Origin of the sequence: Bradyrhizobium elkanii USDA 76 (genome assembly GCF_023278185.1) — a bacterium.
Classification (GTDB): Bacteria; Pseudomonadota; Alphaproteobacteria; order Rhizobiales; family Xanthobacteraceae; genus Bradyrhizobium; species Bradyrhizobium elkanii.
Genome location: NZ_CP066356.1, coordinates 2,264,670 through 2,282,471 on the forward strand (window position 1 = coordinate 2,264,670; position 17,802 = coordinate 2,282,471).

A 17,802-nucleotide genomic window follows, 5' to 3' on the forward strand; every position below is an offset into this window, starting at 1 on the left:
CTGCGCAAGCTACGAGTTTGTGAATCAGGGTCGCGTGGCGCGCTGGTCAGCCGGCCCAGAAAAAGCCCAGGATACCCGCGACGACCAGCGCGATGCCCGCGACGTCCAGCACGGCGGCGGAGCGGGTCGCGGCATGCAGGCGGGACGCCTGCGTCGCGCGTTCTGATTCCCGCGCGTAGCCATGGACGATGATCTCTTCATTGAACTCGCCATGCGCCTCGAGCGCGAGCGTCAGCCCGACGCAGACGAGCAGGATGCCGAAAATGATCAGGCCGAAGAAGCCGAGCAGGCCGATCAACAGCATCGGAAACATGCCGAGCAGGAAGATCGGCAGCAGCGGCACCAGCAGCAAGGTCTCGGATTGTCTTCGCATCGGCGACCAATCGAAGCGGCAAGTGACGGGGCCGAGCGTAGGCCCGCTTCGCCGGAGCATCAAGGCGGCCCGCATTCAAGACGGCGTCATCTTTCCCGACGTGTCATTCTCAGCTGCGCAATTGCGTATCTGAGGGCGCCGCGAAGCGGCGGGCCCGGAATGACGAGGAAGATCAGTCGGCTTGCCTCAGCCCGCCGCCATCTCCGAGCGGATCTCGGCGCGCAGCTCGTCGATCAGCCGCAGGCCGCTCTTGGTCTCGATGTGCCAGTAGGTCCAGCCGTTGCAGGCGCCCGAGCCCTGCGCGACGGCGCCGATGCGGTGGATCGAACCGACCTTGTCGCCGAGCATGATGGCGCCGTCGGCGCGCACCAGGGCGCCGTGGCGTTTCTTGGCGTCGACCAGCCTGGCGCCCGGCACGATCATGCCGCGCTCGATCAATTCGGAGAACGCCACCCGCGGCGCCTCGCGCGCGGTCATGAACGGCGCCAGCGTCGCGTCCGGCAGCGGCTCAATCGCGGCGATGCGCGCCTCGGCGGCGGCCGCATAGGTCCTGTCGCGCTCGAAGCCGATATAGCTGCGGCCGAGGCGCTTGGCGACGGCGCCGGTGGTGCCGGTGCCGTTGAACGGATCGATCACGAGATCGCCGGGCTTCGACGACGACAGCAGCACGCGGGCGAGCAGCTGCTCGGGCTTCTGCGTCGGATGCACCTTCTTGCCGTCGCCGTCCTTGAGGCGCTCCTCGCCGGTGCACAGCGGGATCAGCCAGTCGGAGCGTGCCTGGACGTCCTCATTGGACGCCTTCAGCGCTTCGTAATTGAAGGTGTAGCCCTTGGCCTTCTCGTCGCGCGCGGCCCAGATCATGGTCTCGTGCGCGTTGGTGAAGCGGCGGCCGCGGAAGTTCGGCATCGGATTGGACTTGCGCCACACGATGTCGTTCAGGAGCCAGAAGCCGAGGTCCTGCATGATGGCGCCGACGCGGAAGATATTGTGATAGGAGCCGATCACCCACAGCGTTGCCGACGGCTTCATCACGCGGCGGCAGGCAAGCAGCCAGGCGCGGGTGAAATCGTCATAGGCAGCGAACGACGAGAACTTGTCCCAGTCGTCGTTGACGGCATCGACATGCGACTCATCGGGGCGCTTGAGGTCGCCCTTGAGCTGCAGATTGTAGGGAGGATCCGCGAAGACCAGGTCGACCGAGCCGGCCTGAAGCTTCGACAATTCGGCCACGCAATCGCCAATGACGATGTGGCTCGATGGGGCACTCTCAAATTTAGTGCGGGGCGCCCTTGCAGACGCCCCGCGACGCGACACTACCATGACTCAAGAACTCTGACTCAGGCGACGCTGTCGGCGACGCGGGACTAAACAACCGACTGGCGCCACATTGACCCGGCAAAGTAAAAATCGACTTAATTGGAAATCTTCATGCTAAAGATTGCAGCATCTTTTGCGCGGCATGGCGTGGTGCCGTCGGCGTTGTGCTGCAACATCAGCGCGTTCGGCGAAAAAATTTGCGGATCATCAAACCGGCACGATTCGCGCGGTAGATTCGCCCTCATTCGCAGCCGTTTGCACCGCAAGGATGCGCGCCTTCCGGACTAGGCAATTATTGCCGGGCAGGATATTGATTAACAGAATGGAAATTTTAAGTTGGAGTGTCCCGCGTTGGGTCGCCGACTGGAATGAAGGGAAACCGCCATGCGCTATGATGATTTCCGCCGCAGCGACGACATCGAAGACCGTCGCGATGAAGGCGGGATGGGCGGAGGTGGCGGCGGCGGCTTCGGCATTCCGATGGGTGGTGGCGGGCTCGGCATCGGCACCATCATCGTGCTCGGCCTGCTCGGCTACGCCTTCGGCATCGACCCGCGCATCCTGATCGGCGGCGCCGAGATTCTCACCGGCGGCGGCCAGGCGCCGACCTACCAGACCGACCGGCAGTCGTCGGGCGGGCAGGCCAAGCGCGGCGCGCCGACCGACGAGATGGGCAGCATGATCGCCGGCATCCTCGGCGAGATCGACGATCGCTGGAGCGAGATCTTCCAGGCCGGCGGCCAGACCTACACCGGTCCGAAGATCGTGCTGTTCCGCAACGCCACCAATGGCGGCCGCTGCGGCATGGCGCAGTCGGCGATGGGACCGTTCTACTGCCCGCCGGACAAGACCATCTTCCTCGATACCGGCTTCTTCCGCGAGGTCGAGACGCGCTTCCGCGGCTGCTCGGGCAACGCCTGCAAGTTCACCGCGGCCTATATCATCGCGCATGAAGCCGGCCATCACATCCAGAACCTGCTCGGAATCATTCCGCGCGTGAACCGGCTGCAGCAGCAGGCCGGCAGCAAGGCCGAGGCCAACGCGCTGCAGGTCAAGGTCGAGCTGCAGGCCGATTGCCTTTCCGGCGTCTGGGTCAACCGCGAGGAGAAGAAGCGGCCGGGCTTCCTCGAGGCCGGCGACATCGACGCCGCGCTGACCACCGCGAACGCGATCGGCGACGACACGCTGCAGCGGCAGGCTACGGGCAGGGTGGTGCCCGACTCCTTTACCCACGGCTCCGCCGCGCAGCGCAAGGAGTGGTTCATGAGGGGCTACCAGCAGGGCACAGTGCAGGCCTGCAACACGTTCGGCGGTAGCTTGTAGCGTGTACCGGGAGCGTCATCCCCGGATGAGCGCGACTGCGCTCACTCGGGAGGTGTTCGCCTCTTCGGCGAGCCTCGAAGGATGACGGAGCCCGCGGCCCCCATCCTTCGAGGCGCGCTACGCGCACCTCAGGATGACGGCGGAATGTGCGGAAGGAGCGCACTACCATGTCTTCGATCGACGAATCCAAATCATTCATCCCGCTCAACATCGCGGTGCTGACGATTTCCGACACCCGCTCGCTGGCGGATGACAAGTCGGGCACCACGCTGGCCGACCGACTCACCGCGGCCGGCCACAAGCTCGCTGCACGCGAGATCGTCACCGACGATGTCGAGGCGATCAGGGCCGTGATCCGGCGCTGGATCGCCGATCCCGCCGTCGATGCCGTCATCACCACCGGCGGCACCGGCTTCACCGGCCGCGACGTGACGCCGGAGGCGGTCGAGCCATTGTTCGAGAAGCGGATGGACGGCTTTTCGATCGCCTTCCACATGCTGAGCCACGCCAAGATCGGGGCGTCGACAATCCAGAGCCGCGCCACCGCTGGCGTTGCGGGCGCGACCTTCATCTTCTGCCTGCCCGGTTCGCCCGGCGCCTGCCGCGACGGCTGGGACGGCATTTTGGCCGCGCAGCTCGACTACCGCACGCGGCCCTGCAATTTCGTCGAGATCATGCCGCGGCTCGATGAACATCTGCGCCGCCCGAAGGCGAAGGGCTCGAGCGCGTAGCCACCCTCTATCCCCGTCATTCCGGGGCGTGCGAAGCACGAGTCCGGAATCCATTTTGCCGCAGGTTCTGTGGCCCGATGGATTCCGGGCTCATCGCTACGCGATGCCCTCAGATGCGCAATTGCGCATCGGGGAATGACGAGAGGGGCTGTCCTAAAGCTCCAGCTCCCAGGTCTCGCCGACCAGATCGACGCCAAAGCTGTGGTGCTTCTCTTCCTTGACCCGCTGGAAGCCGGCGCGGGCGTAGATGCCGCGCGCAGCGACCAGGATGCTCTGGGTCCACAGCGTCATCTTCTTGTAGCCCATCTCGCGTGCGGCGCGGATGCACTGCTCCACCAGCGCGCGGCCGACACCGAGCCCGCGCGCCTTGTCCTCCACCGCCAGCAGCCGCAGCTTGGCGACCCCATCGCCGCCGTTGACCAGGAAGACCGAGCCGACCGGCTCGCCGTCGACCTCCGCGATCCAGCAATGCTCGCGGGCGGGATCGAACGATCGCAGAAACTGCGCGCAGATCTCGGCCACCAAGGCCTCGTAGCTGATGTCCCAGCCATACTCCTCCGCGTAGACGCGACCCTGTTGCGAGATCACCCAGCCCATGTCGCCGACGCGATGGCTGCGCAGCAGGAAGCCGACCGGCTTCCTGGCCGCAGGCTCCAGCGATTGCTCGATCGTGCCCATCGCGCGCACCACCGCCGCGCGACGGTCGCCGTCCATCTGCTTCAATAGCGCCCCGACCTCGCTGCGCGAGCGGCGGTCGAGGTCGGCGGCAGCAGTGCAGCCCTTGGCGGTGAGCGCCACCTCGTTGACGCGCTTGTCGGCTTTCGACGGCTTGCGCGTCACAATCTGGCGCTTTTGCAGCGCCTGTAGCGTGCGGCTGACGAAGCCGGCATCGAGATCGAGATCGCGCACCAAGTCGGTCGCGGTGCAATTTTCGCGATGCGCGAGCTCGTAGATGATCCGCGCTTCCTGCAGCGTGAATGTCGAATGCAACAGCTTCGGCTCGATGATGCCGAGCTTGCGGGTATAGAACCGGCTGAAGCCGCGGACCGCGGCGACCTGGCTCTCGAGGGCGGTATCATGGGAATTTGATTTCATCAAAGATATTATTTGACGGAATCAAATAATCCGCAAGCGCTTTCTGGTGCGCCTTCTTCACGCGAACAGTGCCGCTTCGCTTGACGCCTTATGCCACCATGATCCGGCTGCGCAGCATGGTGCGCGAGGAGCGGCCGAGCCGGCGCAGCAGGCGCGCCTCGGAGCGGCGGGCATCGGGCCGATAGCCGCCGATCCGCTCGTAATGCTCGCGGGCGATCAAAAGGCCCTGTTCGGCCGAGGGCCCGGTGATCATCCGGGCGACGAATTTGAGGCCGTCGCGCAGGCCCGGGTCGGTGTAGGGCGCGCGGGCGTAGCGGAAGATGCCGGCGCGGTCCTTGCCGCTTGCCGCCACCATCTGGATGAACTGGGTGGTTTCCTCGATCCAGCCGGCATCGAGCACCGCGCCCGGATGCAGGAACATCAGCCAGGGCGACCGCGCCTGCCGCGCGCCTGCCGCAAGCGCCGCGGCGCGCGTGCCCTCGAAACGCAGGAAGCGGCAACCGGCGACGTCGGCGACGCGCTCCATCACATCGCTGTTGCTGCGATCGACCAGCAGCACTTCGCGGATGACACCCGCGGCCGCGCCCGGCACCAGCGCCGCCAGGGTTGCGACCGCGGTGCGCTCGACGCCGTCGGTTGGAATGATCACGCTCAGCATGATTTTGAGGCTTCGATGGCTCAAACGATGGAGAAACTCCGGCCGTGTTATCACCTTGTCATATTCAAAGCAGCCTGTTCGCCTGCAGAATTTTGAAGCAAGGTTCTGTGGAATTTCTCCGTTCATGTTCTTGATTTGTTCTCGGGCTGTGTTAGCTTCAAAGCATGAGCCGAGCATCCTCTCATGCCCTCAAGCACCCGCCGGTAACGGCGCCCTCCGATAACCCGGCGGGTGCACCTTCACATATTCCGGCCCCTTTTCCCGAGCTTGCGGTCGCGATCGAGCGCGAGCGGCGGCGCGGCCGCGGCGCGCAGTCCAACGCCAGCGGCCGCTACGAGGCGGAGGCCCGCGTCGCCTTCGATGACGGCTGGCAAAGCCTCGAAGATTTGCCGCCGTTCACGACCAGCGTGGCGCTCGACACCTCGCGCAAGGTGATCACCCGAAACGACTCGCCCGATATCGGCTTCGACCGCTCGATCAATCCCTATCGTGGCTGCGAGCATGGCTGCGTCTATTGCTTCGCGCGGCCGACCCACGCCTATCTCGGCCTGTCGCCGGGGCTGGACTTCGAATCGAAGCTGTTCGCCAAGCCGGACGCACCCGCGCTGCTCGAGAAGGAACTGGCGGCGCCGGACTATGAGGCGCGGATGATCGCGATCGGCACCAACACCGATCCTTATCAGCCGATCGAACGCGACCGGAAGATCATGCGCGGCATCCTCGAGGTGCTCGAGCGCGCCGGCCATCCGGTCGGCATCGTCACCAAATCGGCGCTGGTCGTGCGCGATATCGACATCCTGGCGCGGATGGCCAAGCGCAATCTCGCCAAGGTCGCGCTCTCGGTGACGACGCTCGACCCGAAACTCGCCCGCACCATGGAGCCGCGGGCCTCGACCCCGCCGAAGCGGCTCGAGGCGATCAAGCGGCTCGCGGATGCCGGCATCCCGACCACGGTGATGGTCGCGCCCGTGATCCCGGCGCTGAACGACTCTGAGATCGAGCGTATCCTCGATGCCGCCGCACATGCCGGCGCCAGGGAGGCGAGCTACGTGCTGCTGCGCCTGCCGCTCGAGGTGCGCGATCTGTTCCGCGAATGGCTGATGGCGAACTATCCCGACCGCTACCGTCACGTCTTCACGCTGATCCGCGACATGCGCGGCGGCCGCGACTACGACTCGCAATGGGGCACCAGGATGAAGGGCACCGGCCCGATGGCCTGGATGATCGGCCGACGCTTCGAGATCGCCTGCGAAAAGCTCGGCCTCAACAAGCGGCGGACCAAGCTGACCACCGATCACTTCGCCAAGCCGAAGCGCAACGGACAGCAACTCAGTCTATTCTAGGTGAGGGCGCGTAGCCCGGATGGAGCGCAGCGAAATCCGGGGCTCGTCGACCCCTGGCCAAAGACTTCCCGGATTGCACTTCGCCTCATCCGGGCTACGAAGACGTCAAACAGCGAGTGCAACAATGAGTAACACCCCGACCGCGCGCTTCACCGTCCTCACGCTCGGCGTCAGCGACATGCGCGCCAGCATCGGCTTTTATGAATCGCTCGGCTTCACCAGGAAGATGCGCGCGACCGGCGAGGAGGTCGCCTTCTTCGAGACCGGCGGCACCGTGCTCGGCCTGTTCCCGTGGCATCTGCTCGCTGCCGATGCCGGGCTGCCGGATCAGCCACGGCCGTCAGCGTTCCGCGGCGTCGCGATCGCCTGGAACTGCAACGACGACGCCGAGGTCGATCGTGTGATGGCGTTTGCGCTGTCGAAAGGCGCCAGGCTGCTGAAACCGGCGCAGCCGACCAGCTATGGCGGCTATTGCGGTTATTTCGGCGATCCCGACGGCCACGCCTGGGAGGTGGTGCGCGCGCCGGGCTTTGAGGTTCGCGACGACCGCCGGGTGTCAATTCCCGATTAGAGCGCCGATCCCCATTAGAGCGGCGAATTGAATAACGGGGAAGGGCCAGGTTCCAGGTTGCGCCACGGGCCGGGCTTGATCACGATCCCCGCATGATTCGGGACAAGTCCAGCGGCACGCCAAAGACCGCGTCGAAGAAGAAAGCGGCCGGGCCGGCTAGGCCGGACAAGCGCGTCATCGTGGTGACGCGGCCGAGCTTTCGGCGCGAGCGCGCGCTGATCAAGCGCGGCGTCTGGCCGGTCGCCGGCTGCGACGAGGCCGGGCGCGGGCCGCTGGCGGGTCCCGTGGTCGCCGCCGCCGTGGTGCTGGACCCAAATCGGATTCCCAAGGGGCTCGATGATTCGAAGCGGCTGACCGTCGAGCGCCGCGAGGAACTGTTCGAGGAGATCTGCGCCACATCGGCGTTCTCGGTCGCGGTGGCGTCACGGGCGCGGATCGACCGCGACAACATCCTGCGCGCCTCGTTGTGGGCGCTCGCGCGCGCCGTGCATGCGCTGCCGGAGATGCCGAAGCACGTCTTCGTCGACGGCCGCGACAAGCTCGCCACGCCCTGCGACTGCGACGCCGTGATCGGCGGCGACGGCATCGTGGCCTCGATCGCGGCGGCCTCGATCGTTGCCAAGGTGACGCGCGATCGCCTGATGTGCGCGCTGGCGCTGGATTGTCCCGGCTACGGTTTCGAGCAGCACAAGGGCTATGCGGTCCCCGAGCATCTCGAGGCGCTCGACCGGCTCGGCCCCAGCAGCCATCACCGCAGCTTCTTCGCGCCCGTCGTCGCCGCGCGGCTGAAGCATTTCCCCGTCGCGGCGGAGCCGGATCTGTTCACGGTCGACGCGGAAAGCGAAGCCGCGGCATCCGAAGCGGCGTAAAGCGCACCGTCTCCAACCACGCGACGCTGTCATCGCCCGCGAAAGCGGGCGATCCAGTATTCCAGAGGCAGTCGTTTTTGATCGAGAGGCCGCGGCGTACTGGATCACGCGCTTTCGCGGGCGATGACAGCGGAAGCGGGGGATGACAGCGGAGACTGACTTTACAGTGCAGTCTGGCGCGACACCGTTGCCTCCACCGCCGCCGCCGTTTATCAAAAACCCTCGGGATCAGATGGCGCCGCTTGATAGGGGTGGCTGGGGCATTTCAGGCGTTTCATGCGGTTTACCTCCCTGGTTGTCGAATTGATCCGCGCCCGGCCGCGCCTCGTGGTCTGGATCGTGGTGCTGGCGCAGGCCGCGATCTGGCTGTTCCTGCCGGCCATCTTCTACGGCAGCCCGCCCGGCAACCTCGCCGCCATCCTCGCCTTCGGCCGCGAATACCAGGTCGGCACCGACATGGGGCCGCCGCTCGCGTTCTGGCTCGCCGACATCGCCTTCCGCGCCGTCGGCAATCACGTGTTCGGCGTCTATCTCCTGGCGCAGGTCTGCGAAATCGTCACCTTCATCGCCTTCTACGCCCTGGCGCGCGCCATCGTCGGCGGCCCGCAGGGCGTGCTGGCGGTGCTGCTGTCGATGACGGTGGTGGTGTTCTCCTCGCCGAGCGTCGAGTTCGGCCCGCTGATCCTGGCGCGCCCGCTCTGGGCGCTGCTGCTGCTGCATTCCTGGCAACTGATCGGGCAGAACCGGCGCAGCGCCTGGTTCGCCTGGTCGATCGATTGCGGCCTCCTGCTGCTGACGACGCCGGCGGCGATCGGCATGATCCTGCTCGTGACAGGCTTTGCGCTCGCAACCGAGCGCGGCCGGCGCATGCTCAAATCGGTCGATCCGATCTACGCGCTGCTGGTCATCATCGTGCTGGCGCTGCCCTACCTGATCTGGCTGGTCCGTGCCGACGTGCTGGCGCTGCCGGCCTTGCCGGCACTGGCCGATCTCAAGGCGCGCGCCCTGCGCTGGGGCGTGGTGCTCGGCGGGCTGATCGTGGCGACCGCCGCGATCGCGCTGCTGGCGATCCTCAATTCGCGCTGGTTCGCCGGCAAGACCGAGGATGCCCCGATCATCTACCGTCCGCCGGTCAGTCCGCTGGCGCGGCAATTCGTGTATTTCTTCGCGTTCGCGCCGGCAATCGCGAGCAGCTTCGTCTCCGGGCTGTTCAATCTCGATCGCGCCTTCGGCGGCGCCGGCGTGGCGCTGTTGATGTCCGGGCTCGCCGTCGTCGTTGCGACCGGCGATCTGATCCCGCTCAGGCGGCAGCGGCTGCTGCGTTCGGTCTGGGCCCTGGCGGTCGCAGCGCCCGCCGCGCTGGCGCTGGCGGCGGCCCTGTTCCTGCCCTGGACCAGCACCACGGAGGCGTCCACCTCGCTGCCGGCAGCCGCGATGGGCCGCTTCTTCGATGACAGCTATGAGCGCCGCACCAACCAGCGCCTGCGCGCGGTGGCCGGCGATCCCGAACTTGCCAGCCTGATTGCGATGAACCGCCGCCGCCCGCATCTTTTGCTCGACGCCACGCCGCAGCGGACGCCGTGGCTGTCGGTCGCAAAATTCAACGAGACCGGCGGCGTCGTGGTGTGGCGCGCACAGGACACCGCCGGCACGCCGCCGCCTGACATCGCGCAGCGCTTCCCCGGCCTCGTGCCCGAAGTGCCGCGTTCGTTCGACCGGCTGGTCAACGGACGGCAGCCGGTGCTGCGGATCGGCTGGGCGATCGTGCGACCGAAGGGGACGTGATTTGATGTGGAGCCGTAGCCCGGATGAAGCGCAGCGAAATCCGGGGCCGCTCTTTCACTTGATCCACCCGGATTGCGCGGAGCCTGTCATCGGGCGCGCGTCCGCGCGACCCGTTGGCTCCATCCGGGCTACGAAGTTATCGCCGCTTGCAGCACCTTCGCGATCGCGCGCAGATCCTGCCACGACAGCCGCTTGTACGACGGCGAGCGCAGCAGATAGGCCGGATGGAAGGTGGCGACGGCGCGGATCGTGCGGGTCCCGGTGTCGTAGTCGATCCATTTGCCGCGCGTGCGCATGATGCCCTCGCGCGTGCCGAGCAGCGCCTGGGTCGAGGGATTGCCGAGCGTCACCAGCACGTCGGGATTCACCAGTTCGATATGGCGCTGGATGAAGGGCAGGCACACCTGCGTCTCCTGCGGCGTCGGCGTGCGGTTGCCGGGCGGCCGCCACGGGATCACGTTGGCGATATAGGCTTTGCTGCGGTCGAGCCCGATCGCGGCGATCATGCGGTCGAGCAGCTTGCCGGAGCGGCCGACGAACGGCAGGCCCTCGATGTCCTCGTCGCGGCCCGGCGCCTCGCCGACGAACATCACGCGCGCCTGCGGGTTGCCGTCGGCGAACACCAGCCTGGTTGCGGTGTGCTTCAACGCGCAGCCGTCGAAATTCTCCATCAGCGCGCGCAGGGCTTCAAGCGTCGGCGCAGTCCGCGCAGCCTCGCGCGCGGAAGCGATCGCGGCATCCGGCGCCACGGTGATTTCGCTGCGCGGAACTGACGGCATCGGCGGCGGACGCAGCGGATTGAGCGCAGCTGATGGGCGCGGTGCGGCAGGGGCGGGAACTGGCTCCGGCTCCTCGAGCCGGTTGATCGGCGCATCGCCAAGCGCGCAGTCGACCCCGGCCTCGAGGTAAAAGGCCAGCAATTGCTGCAGTGTAGGGGTGGGCTCGGGCGGCAGGGCCATCATGGCTGCAATCTAGAGCATGATCCGGAAAAGTGGAGGCCGGTTTTCGGAAAAGATTATTCTCTGCGGTATCCGGGCCGTGCAAATCCATGGAAGCGCAATTCCATGGTTGTCCTTCCGCCAAAAATCGGAAACAACGACTTCTGAAAAGCTTAGAAGCGTTCTCAATGGGCTGAGACCAAAGATCATGAGTGCTGAAGACCTTCCTCCGCGCGAGTCTATGGAATTCGACGTCGTCATCGTCGGCGCCGGCCCATCGGGCCTGTCGGCTGCGATCCGGCTGAAGCAGCTCAATCCGGAGCTCTCGATCGTCGTGGTGGAGAAGGGCTCCGAAGTCGGCGCGCACATCCTGTCGGGTGCGGTGATCGATCCGGCCGGCCTCGACAAGCTGGTGCCCGACTGGCGCGACGATGCCGACTGTCCGCTGAAGACGCAGGTCAAGCAGGACCGTTTCTACTGGACGACGTCGCAAGGCTGGTTCCGCCTGCCGAACTTCATCATGCCGCCGCTGATGAACAATCATCACTGCTACATCGGCTCGCTCGGCAATGTCTGCCGCTGGCTGGCACCGAAGGCGGAAGCGCTCGGCGTCGAGATCTATCCGGGCTTCGCCGCTGCCGAAGTGCTCTATGACGACAAGGGCGCGGTGCGCGGCATCGCCACCGGCGACATGGGCATCGCCAGGGACGGCAGCCACAAGGATTCCTACACCCGCGGCATGGAGCTGCTCGGCAAGTACACGCTGTTCGCCGAAGGCGCACGCGGCTCGCTGTCCAAGCAGCTGATCGCGAAGTTCAATCTCGATGCCAACTCCGAGCCGCCGAAGTTCGGCATCGGCCTCAAGGAGGTCTGGCAGGTCGACCCGGCGAAGCACAAGAAGGGTTGGGTTCAGCACACGCTCGGATGGCCGCTGAACGACAAGACCGGCGGCGGCTCGTTCCTCTATCACTACGACGACAACCGCGTCGCGGTCGGCTTCGTGGTGCATCTGAACTACAACGATCCGTATCTGTCGCCGTTCGACGAATTCCAGCGCTTCAAGACCCATCCCGAAGTCCGCGAGCTGTTCGAGGGCGGCAAGCGGCTCGCCTATGGCGCGCGCGCCATCACCGAGGGCGGCTACCAGTCGGTGCCGCGGCTCTCGTTCCCGGGTGGCGCGCTGATCGGCTGCGCTGCGGGCTTCGTCAACGTGCCGCGCATCAAGGGCGTCCACAATGCGATGGGCTCCGGCATGCTCGCCGCCGAGCATGTCGCCGCCGCGCTCGGCGCCGGCCGCGCCAATGACGAGCTCGTCGAGTACGAGAACGCCTGGCGCTCGTCGGCGATCGGCAAGGACCTGTTCAAGGTCCGCAATGCCAAGCCGTTGCTGTCGAAGTTCGGCAACCTGCTCGGAACGGTGCTCTCCGGCTTCGACATGTGGTGCAACACGCTCGGCTTCTCGCTGTTCGGCACCCAGTCGCACGCCAAGCCGGACCGCAAGACGCTCGATCCGTCCAAGCAGCATCAGCCGATCGCCTATCCGAAGCCGGACGGCAAGATCTCGTTCGACAAGCTGTCGTCGGTGTTCCTGTCCAACACCAACCATGAGGAGGACCAGCCGGTCCATCTCAAGGTCGCCGACCTCAATCTGCAGAAGACCTCGGAGCACGACGTGTTCGCCGGTCCCTCCAACCGCTATTGCCCGGCCGGCGTTTATGAATGGGTCGAGGAGTCGTCAGGCCCGCGCTTCCAGATCAACGCCCAGAACTGCGTCCACTGCAAAACCTGCGACGTGAAGGACCCCAACGGCAACATCACCTGGGTTCCGCCGGAGGGCGGCGGCGGTCCGAACTACGAGGCGATGTAAGGCGACGGTGAGCTCGAGGCGGCCGACCACATTTGCGTGAGGTAGATTCCGTCTGCGCCGCAACCTGCGCTGTGCCTCTCCGCTTGTGGGAGAGGCCGGATTGTATCGACAGATGCAATCCGGGTGAGAGGTACCGGTCCATCGAGGGACTTCGATCGACGGATGGACCTGAATTCCTCACCCGGAATTCAAGCTTTCGCTTGAATTCCGGCTTCTCCCACAAGGGGTGAGGTGGAACTGGCCGCGTGGCGAGCCTCCCGGTGCGCTTTTTGCGTCCGCGTGCGAATATGCCTGGGCCTGTCACGATACCGCCATAGTGGAAGCGTCTTGCGGAGGCTGGCTGGATCGGCGGGCCTAAAGGCCTAATCTGCCAATTGATTCGTCATGGATTGCCTTTGGGCGATCCTTGCGGATAAGCGCCAAAAGCGGCATTGTCCCTCGCCGTGATGCCGCCGCTTGGGTTCGCATTTTGAGACTGATCGCAAGATCTTGGCCATAAAATCCATCTTGGCGTAAATCCCTGGAGCAAGGCGACCGTGATGCTGTCCACCCGATTCCACCGCCTGACGATTGCCGTTCTCGCTGCCGCGGCGCTTGCCGTGCCTGCGCAGCTTGCAGCGCAAACGCCGGACCATCCGACCGACAATACCGCGCAATTCCCGTCCAAGAACGACCTGAAGTCGCTGACCACCGCCGGCAGCTATCTCGCCGCCCGCCACGCCAGCGTCGAGCGCGATGCGACCTCGGCCGCGGCGTTCTACCGCTCGGCGCTGCGCACCGACCCGAAGAATTCCGAGCTGCTCGACCGCGCCTTCATCTCCTCGCTCGCCGACGGCGACATCGAGGAGGCGGTCAAGCTTGCCGACCGCATCCTGACCCAGGACAAGGCCAACCGCGTCGCGCGCCTGGTCGTCGGCGTGCGCGATCTCAAGCTGAAGAAATATGCCGCCGCGCAGTCCAACATCAACCAGTCGGTGCGCGGCCCGATCACCGATCTCGTCGCGACGCTGCTGTCGGCCTGGGCCGCCTATGGCGCCGGCGACAGCAAGGCCGCGGTCGCCTCGATCGACAAGCTGACCGGCCCGGAATGGTACCCGATCTTCAAGGACCTGCATGCCGGCATGATCTACGAGCTGTCCGGCAAGGAGAAGGATGCCGGCGCCCGCTTCGAGCGCGTCTACAAGCTCGACGATTCGATGCTGCGCACGGTCGACGAATATGCGCGCTGGACCTCGCGCAACAAGGACGCCGCCGCCGCGACCGCGATGTACGAGGCCTTCGACAAGAAGCTGCCGCGTCACCCGCTGGTGCTGGAAGGCATCAAGGAGACCAAGGCCGGCAAGAAGCTGCCGCCGCTGGTCGAGTCACCGCAGGCCGGCGCGGCCGAGGCGCTCTACGGCATCGGCGCGACGCTGACCCGCCGCGGCGGCGAGGACCTCGCGCTGGTCTATCTGCAGCTCGCGCTCTATCTGCAACCGAACCATCCGCTGGCGCTGCTGTCGCTCGCCGATCTCTATGAATCGGTCAAGAAGCCGCAGATGGCGATCAAGGTCTACGAGCGGATGCCGGCGTCCTCGCCGCTGAAGCGCAACGCGCAGATCCAGCTCGCGACCAATCTCGACGCTGCCGACCGCAGCGACGAGGCGATCAAGATCCTCAAGGAAGTGACCTCGGATCAGCCGAAGGACATCGAGGCGATCCTGGCGCTCGGCAATATCGAGCGCGGCCGCAAGAAGTTCGCCGACTGCGCCACCACCTATTCGCAGGCGATCGACGCGCTGCCGGCCGGCGGCGACAAGAACGCCTGGGTCACCTATTACTATCGCGGAATCTGCGAGGAGCGCTCCAAGCAGTGGAACAAGGCCGAGGCCGACATGCGCAAGGCGCTCGAGCTGCAGCCCGAGCAGCCGCATGTGCTGAACTATCTCGGCTATTCCTGGATCGATCAGGGCATCAACCTCGACGAAGGCATGAAGATGATCAAGCGTGCCGTCGATCAGCGCCCTGACGACGGCTACATCGTGGACTCGCTTGGCTGGGCCTATTACCGGATCGGCAATTACGAGGAGGCGGTGAAGAACCTCGAGCGCGCGATCGATCTGAAGCCGGAAGATCCGACCATCAACGACCATCTCGGCGACGCCTACTGGCGCGTCGGCCGCACCCTGGAAGCCAAGTTCCAGTGGGCGCATGCCCGCGACCTCAAGCCCGAGCCGGAAGAGCTGCCGAAGATCCAGGCCAAGATCGACAACGGCCTGCCGGACGACACCTCCAACGCCGCCGCCGCCGACAAGAAGAAGGACGACGACGGCAAGGGCGGCTAGACCTCACGTCAGCTTGCTGAGCTCCCACCGTTCCCTCTCCCGCTTGCGGGGGAGGGCCAGGGTGGGGATACCTCCGCAAAGAAATTCTCTCCGTGGGTAAAGCCCCCACCCGGATCGCATCGTTCGATGCGATCCGACCTCCCCCGCAAGCGGGAGAGGTGAAGGCAGGCCGATACGGCACCCCAAATCCCGGAATTTCCATGCAAACAAAGGGATAGGATCGTGAGGCGATTTACGCTAATCGCAACACGATGTTTGTTTTTTAGGGGTTTATCGCCGTGCCGGCGCTGATTGAAGAAGGGCGTGCCAAGGTCAACCTGACGCTGAAGGTTGTCGGGCGGCGCGTCGATGGGTTTCATGACCTCGAGAGCGTCGTCGCGTTTGCCGATTGCGCCGACCGCCTGACGCTCGAGCCGGGACCCGAGCTGTCGCTTTCGATGGCGGGGCCGCTGGCCGATGCCTGCGGCGACACATCGGACAATCTGGTGCTCAAGGCGGCGCGGCTGCTCGGCGAGCGGGTCGCGGACCTCGAGGTCGGCCACTTCACGCTGGAGAAGGTGCTGCCCGTTGCGGCCGGCATCGGCGGCGGCTCGGCGGACGCCGCGGCGGCGCTGCGGCTGTTGGCGCGGCTCAACGAGCTCTCGCTCGACGATAGCAGGATCATGGAGGTCGCGCTGCAGACCGGCGCCGACGTGCCGGTATGCGTCGCCTCGCGCGCCTGCGACATGACCGGCGTCGGCGAAGGCTTGCTGCCGCTCGACCTGCCGAAAATGCCGTGCGTGCTGGTCAATCCGCGCGTGCCGGTTGCGACCAGGGACGTCTTCAATGCGCTCGGCCTGCGCAATGGCGAGCTGCTGATCGGCGCCACCGATGTCGTGATGCAGGCGCCGTCATGGCCGGAAGCCGGCCGCGCGATCGACGATTGGATCGCGGCGCTGGAGCGCGGCACCAACGATCTCGAAGGCCCCGCGGCGCGCATCGAGCCCGTCATCAGTGATGTGTTATTCGCGCTGCGTGAGACCAGGGACGTTCGTCTGGTGCGTATGTCGGGCTCCGGCGCGACCTGCTTTGCCGTGTTCGGAACCGACGCCGACGCCGAGGCCGCCGGCGAACAGCTCCGCGCCGCGCATCCCGGCTGGTGGGTGCATGCGGGTGCGTTGAGCTAGGGTACTCGTTCTCTTTCTCTCTCTCTCTCTCTCTCTCTCTCTCTCTCTCTGTCATTCCGGGGCGCGCGGAGCGCGAGCCCGGAATCCATTTCACCATCAGTTTTGCGGCCCGATGGATTTCGGGCTCGTGCTCCGCACGCCCCGGAATGACGACGGAGTCTGACTCACTGACCGTGCCACCTATTCGGTGTCGTCCCCGCCTGGTGCGCAATTGCGCACGGGAGCAGGGACCATAACCACAGGCAGTCATTGTTGAGTGACGCCCGAACGACGAGTCCCGTTCACAATATCCGCCGCGGAGTATGGGTCCCTGCTTTCGCAGGGCATTTGCGGCATCATCCCGCCTCAACGCCGGGCAGCCTTGCGGGGCCATTGCTTGGCAAGCCAGACCCCGTTTGCCATAACAGCATGAAACAACAACGTTGCGCGTGCGGGGCCGTTCGGAATCCGCCTGCAGCCGAAGAGCCGGGAGGATGCCATGGCCAATATCCGAGTTCTCGCCACCGATCTGGAGTTTCCCGAAGGTCCGGTCGTCATGCCCGACGGTTCGGTCGTACTGGTCGAAATCCGCGGCCAGCGACTGACGCGGGTCTATCCCGACGGGCGCAAGGAGATCGTCGCCAAGGTGCCGGGCGGCCCGAACGGCGCGGCGCTCGGTCCCGACGGCAAGATGTACATCTGCAACAATGGCGGCTTCTCTTGGATTCCGACGCGCAACATGATCATGCCGGGACCGCAGCCGGAGGATTATCTCGGCGGCTCGATCCAGCGCGTCGATCTGCAGTCCGGCAAGGTCGAAACAGTTGTGACGAAATGCGGCGAGCATGAGCTGCGCGGGCCGAATGATCTGGTGTTCGACAGGCAGGGCGGCCTGTGGTTCTCCGATCTCGGCAAGCGCCGCGCCCGCGACATGGATGTCGGCGCGTTCTATTATCTGAAGCCCGGCATGAACGAGATCGTCGAGGCCGTGCACGGCATCCTGCCGGCCAATGGCATCGGCCTGTCGCCGGACGAGAAGACCGTCTACATCGCGGAGACGCCGACCGCGCGGCTGTGGGCGTATGAAGTTTCAGAGCCCGGCACCGTCAAGCCGCGCGACGTGATCTATCGCGGCGAACGCGGCAAGCCGATCGCCGGCCTCGGCGGCTACCAGATGTTCGACTCGCTCGCCGTTGAAGCGAACGGCAATGTCTGCGTCGCGACGCTGGTCTCGGGCTGCATCTCGGTAATCGCGCCCGATGGCACCGTGGTCGAGCAGGTGCCGACCGGCGACCGCGTCACCACCAACATCGCCTTCGGGGGCCCCGATCTGAAGACCGCCTACATCACGCTGTCGGGCAAGGGCGAGCTGATCGCGATGGACTGGCCGCGGCCGGGATTGCCGCTGAACTTTCTGAACAAGTGACGATTGCGCAAAAGCGCAGTCGTCATTCCGGGTTCGA

General features: G+C 65.6%; 16 protein-coding genes. 11 read left to right on the forward strand and 5 right to left on the reverse strand.

Annotated features, from left to right (window positions below):
• Positions 1-46: 46 nt before the first annotated feature.
• Together JEY66_RS10910 and JEY66_RS10915 are read right to left on the reverse strand one after the other, a co-directional pair.
• Positions 47-373 (reverse strand): hypothetical protein, encoded by a 327-nt coding sequence (locus tag JEY66_RS10910; protein ID WP_016840894.1) that lies wholly within the window; start codon positions 371-373, stop codon positions 47-49.
• Positions 374-559: 186 nt separating this feature from the next.
• Positions 560-1,693, reverse strand: coding sequence for a site-specific DNA-methyltransferase (locus JEY66_RS10915; RefSeq protein WP_026193255.1), 1,134 nt, complete (start codon positions 1,691-1,693; stop codon positions 560-562).
• Between the two features lie 108 nt (positions 1,694-1,801).
• On the opposite strand from JEY66_RS10915, the gene JEY66_RS10920 reads away from it, so the two are divergent.
• The 3 genes from JEY66_RS10920 to moaB all read left to right on the forward strand — a co-directional run bounded on the left by JEY66_RS10920 (position 1,802) and on the right by moaB (position 3,744).
• Complete coding sequence (locus JEY66_RS10920) at positions 1,802-1,978, forward strand: hypothetical protein (RefSeq protein ID WP_157183480.1); 177 nt, start codon at positions 1,802-1,804, stop codon at positions 1,976-1,978.
• A gap of 96 nt (positions 1,979-2,074) precedes the next feature.
• Positions 2,075-3,013 carry a KPN_02809 family neutral zinc metallopeptidase gene (gene ypfJ / locus JEY66_RS10925; protein WP_016840891.1) on the forward strand — a complete coding sequence of 313 codons (939 nt, stop codon included), beginning with the start codon at positions 2,075-2,077 and terminating at the stop codon, positions 3,011-3,013.
• 167 nt (positions 3,014-3,180) lie between these two features.
• Positions 3,181-3,744: a molybdenum cofactor biosynthesis protein B gene (gene moaB, locus JEY66_RS10930; protein WP_018273375.1), complete on the forward strand. Its 564-nt coding sequence runs from the start codon at positions 3,181-3,183 to the stop codon at positions 3,742-3,744.
• Positions 3,745-3,897: 153 nt separating this feature from the next.
• On the opposite strand, the gene JEY66_RS10935 is transcribed toward moaB, so the two are convergent.
• The gene (locus JEY66_RS10935; RefSeq protein WP_018273374.1) at positions 3,898-4,839 is read right to left on the reverse strand and encodes a bifunctional helix-turn-helix transcriptional regulator/GNAT family N-acetyltransferase; all 942 of its coding nucleotides are present in this window, start codon (positions 4,837-4,839) and stop codon (positions 3,898-3,900) included.
• A gap of 88 nt (positions 4,840-4,927) precedes the next feature.
• Positions 4,928-5,497, reverse strand: a complete 570-nt coding sequence (locus JEY66_RS10940) for a glycosyltransferase family protein (protein WP_018273373.1) — start codon at positions 5,495-5,497, stop codon at positions 4,928-4,930.
• Positions 5,498-5,661: 164 nt separating this feature from the next.
• On the opposite strand from JEY66_RS10940, the gene JEY66_RS10945 reads away from it, so the two are divergent.
• The 4 genes from JEY66_RS10945 (at position 5,662) to JEY66_RS10960 (ending at position 10,065) form a co-directional block, all read left to right on the forward strand.
• Entirely contained in the window at positions 5,662-6,840 is a 1,179-nt protein-coding gene (locus JEY66_RS10945) for a PA0069 family radical SAM protein (RefSeq protein WP_016847291.1), read from the forward strand.
• 124 nt (positions 6,841-6,964) lie between these two features.
• On the forward strand, positions 6,965-7,411 hold the full coding sequence (locus tag JEY66_RS10950; RefSeq protein WP_018273372.1) for a VOC family protein: 447 nt from the start codon (positions 6,965-6,967) through the stop codon (positions 7,409-7,411).
• Between the two features lie 92 nt (positions 7,412-7,503).
• Positions 7,504-8,280 (forward strand): ribonuclease HII, encoded by a 777-nt coding sequence (locus tag JEY66_RS10955; RefSeq protein ID WP_018273371.1) that lies wholly within the window; start codon positions 7,504-7,506, stop codon positions 8,278-8,280.
• A gap of 276 nt (positions 8,281-8,556) precedes the next feature.
• Complete coding sequence (locus JEY66_RS10960) at positions 8,557-10,065, forward strand: glycosyltransferase family 39 protein (RefSeq protein WP_018273370.1); 1,509 nt, start codon at positions 8,557-8,559, stop codon at positions 10,063-10,065.
• Between the two features lie 128 nt (positions 10,066-10,193).
• On the opposite strand, the gene JEY66_RS10965 is transcribed toward JEY66_RS10960, so the two are convergent.
• The gene (locus tag JEY66_RS10965; protein WP_026193254.1) at positions 10,194-11,018 is read right to left on the reverse strand and encodes a uracil-DNA glycosylase; all 825 of its coding nucleotides are present in this window, start codon (positions 11,016-11,018) and stop codon (positions 10,194-10,196) included.
• A gap of 193 nt (positions 11,019-11,211) precedes the next feature.
• On the opposite strand from JEY66_RS10965, the gene JEY66_RS10970 reads away from it, so the two are divergent.
• From JEY66_RS10970 to JEY66_RS10985, 4 genes are all read left to right on the forward strand, one after another.
• Entirely contained in the window at positions 11,212-12,870 is a 1,659-nt protein-coding gene (locus JEY66_RS10970; RefSeq protein WP_026193253.1) for an electron transfer flavoprotein-ubiquinone oxidoreductase, read from the forward strand.
• A 539-nt stretch (positions 12,871-13,409) separates the two neighbouring features.
• A complete protein-coding gene (locus JEY66_RS10975) occupies positions 13,410-15,194 on the forward strand; it encodes a tetratricopeptide repeat protein (protein ID WP_018273368.1) in 1,785 nt (594 codons plus the stop codon).
• Between the two features lie 278 nt (positions 15,195-15,472).
• Complete coding sequence (locus JEY66_RS10980; RefSeq protein ID WP_018273367.1) at positions 15,473-16,360, forward strand: 4-(cytidine 5'-diphospho)-2-C-methyl-D-erythritol kinase; 888 nt, start codon at positions 15,473-15,475, stop codon at positions 16,358-16,360.
• A gap of 478 nt (positions 16,361-16,838) precedes the next feature.
• Positions 16,839-17,765, forward strand: a complete 927-nt coding sequence (locus JEY66_RS10985; protein WP_018273366.1) for an SMP-30/gluconolactonase/LRE family protein — start codon at positions 16,839-16,841, stop codon at positions 17,763-17,765.
• Positions 17,766-17,802 lie beyond the last annotated feature (37 nt).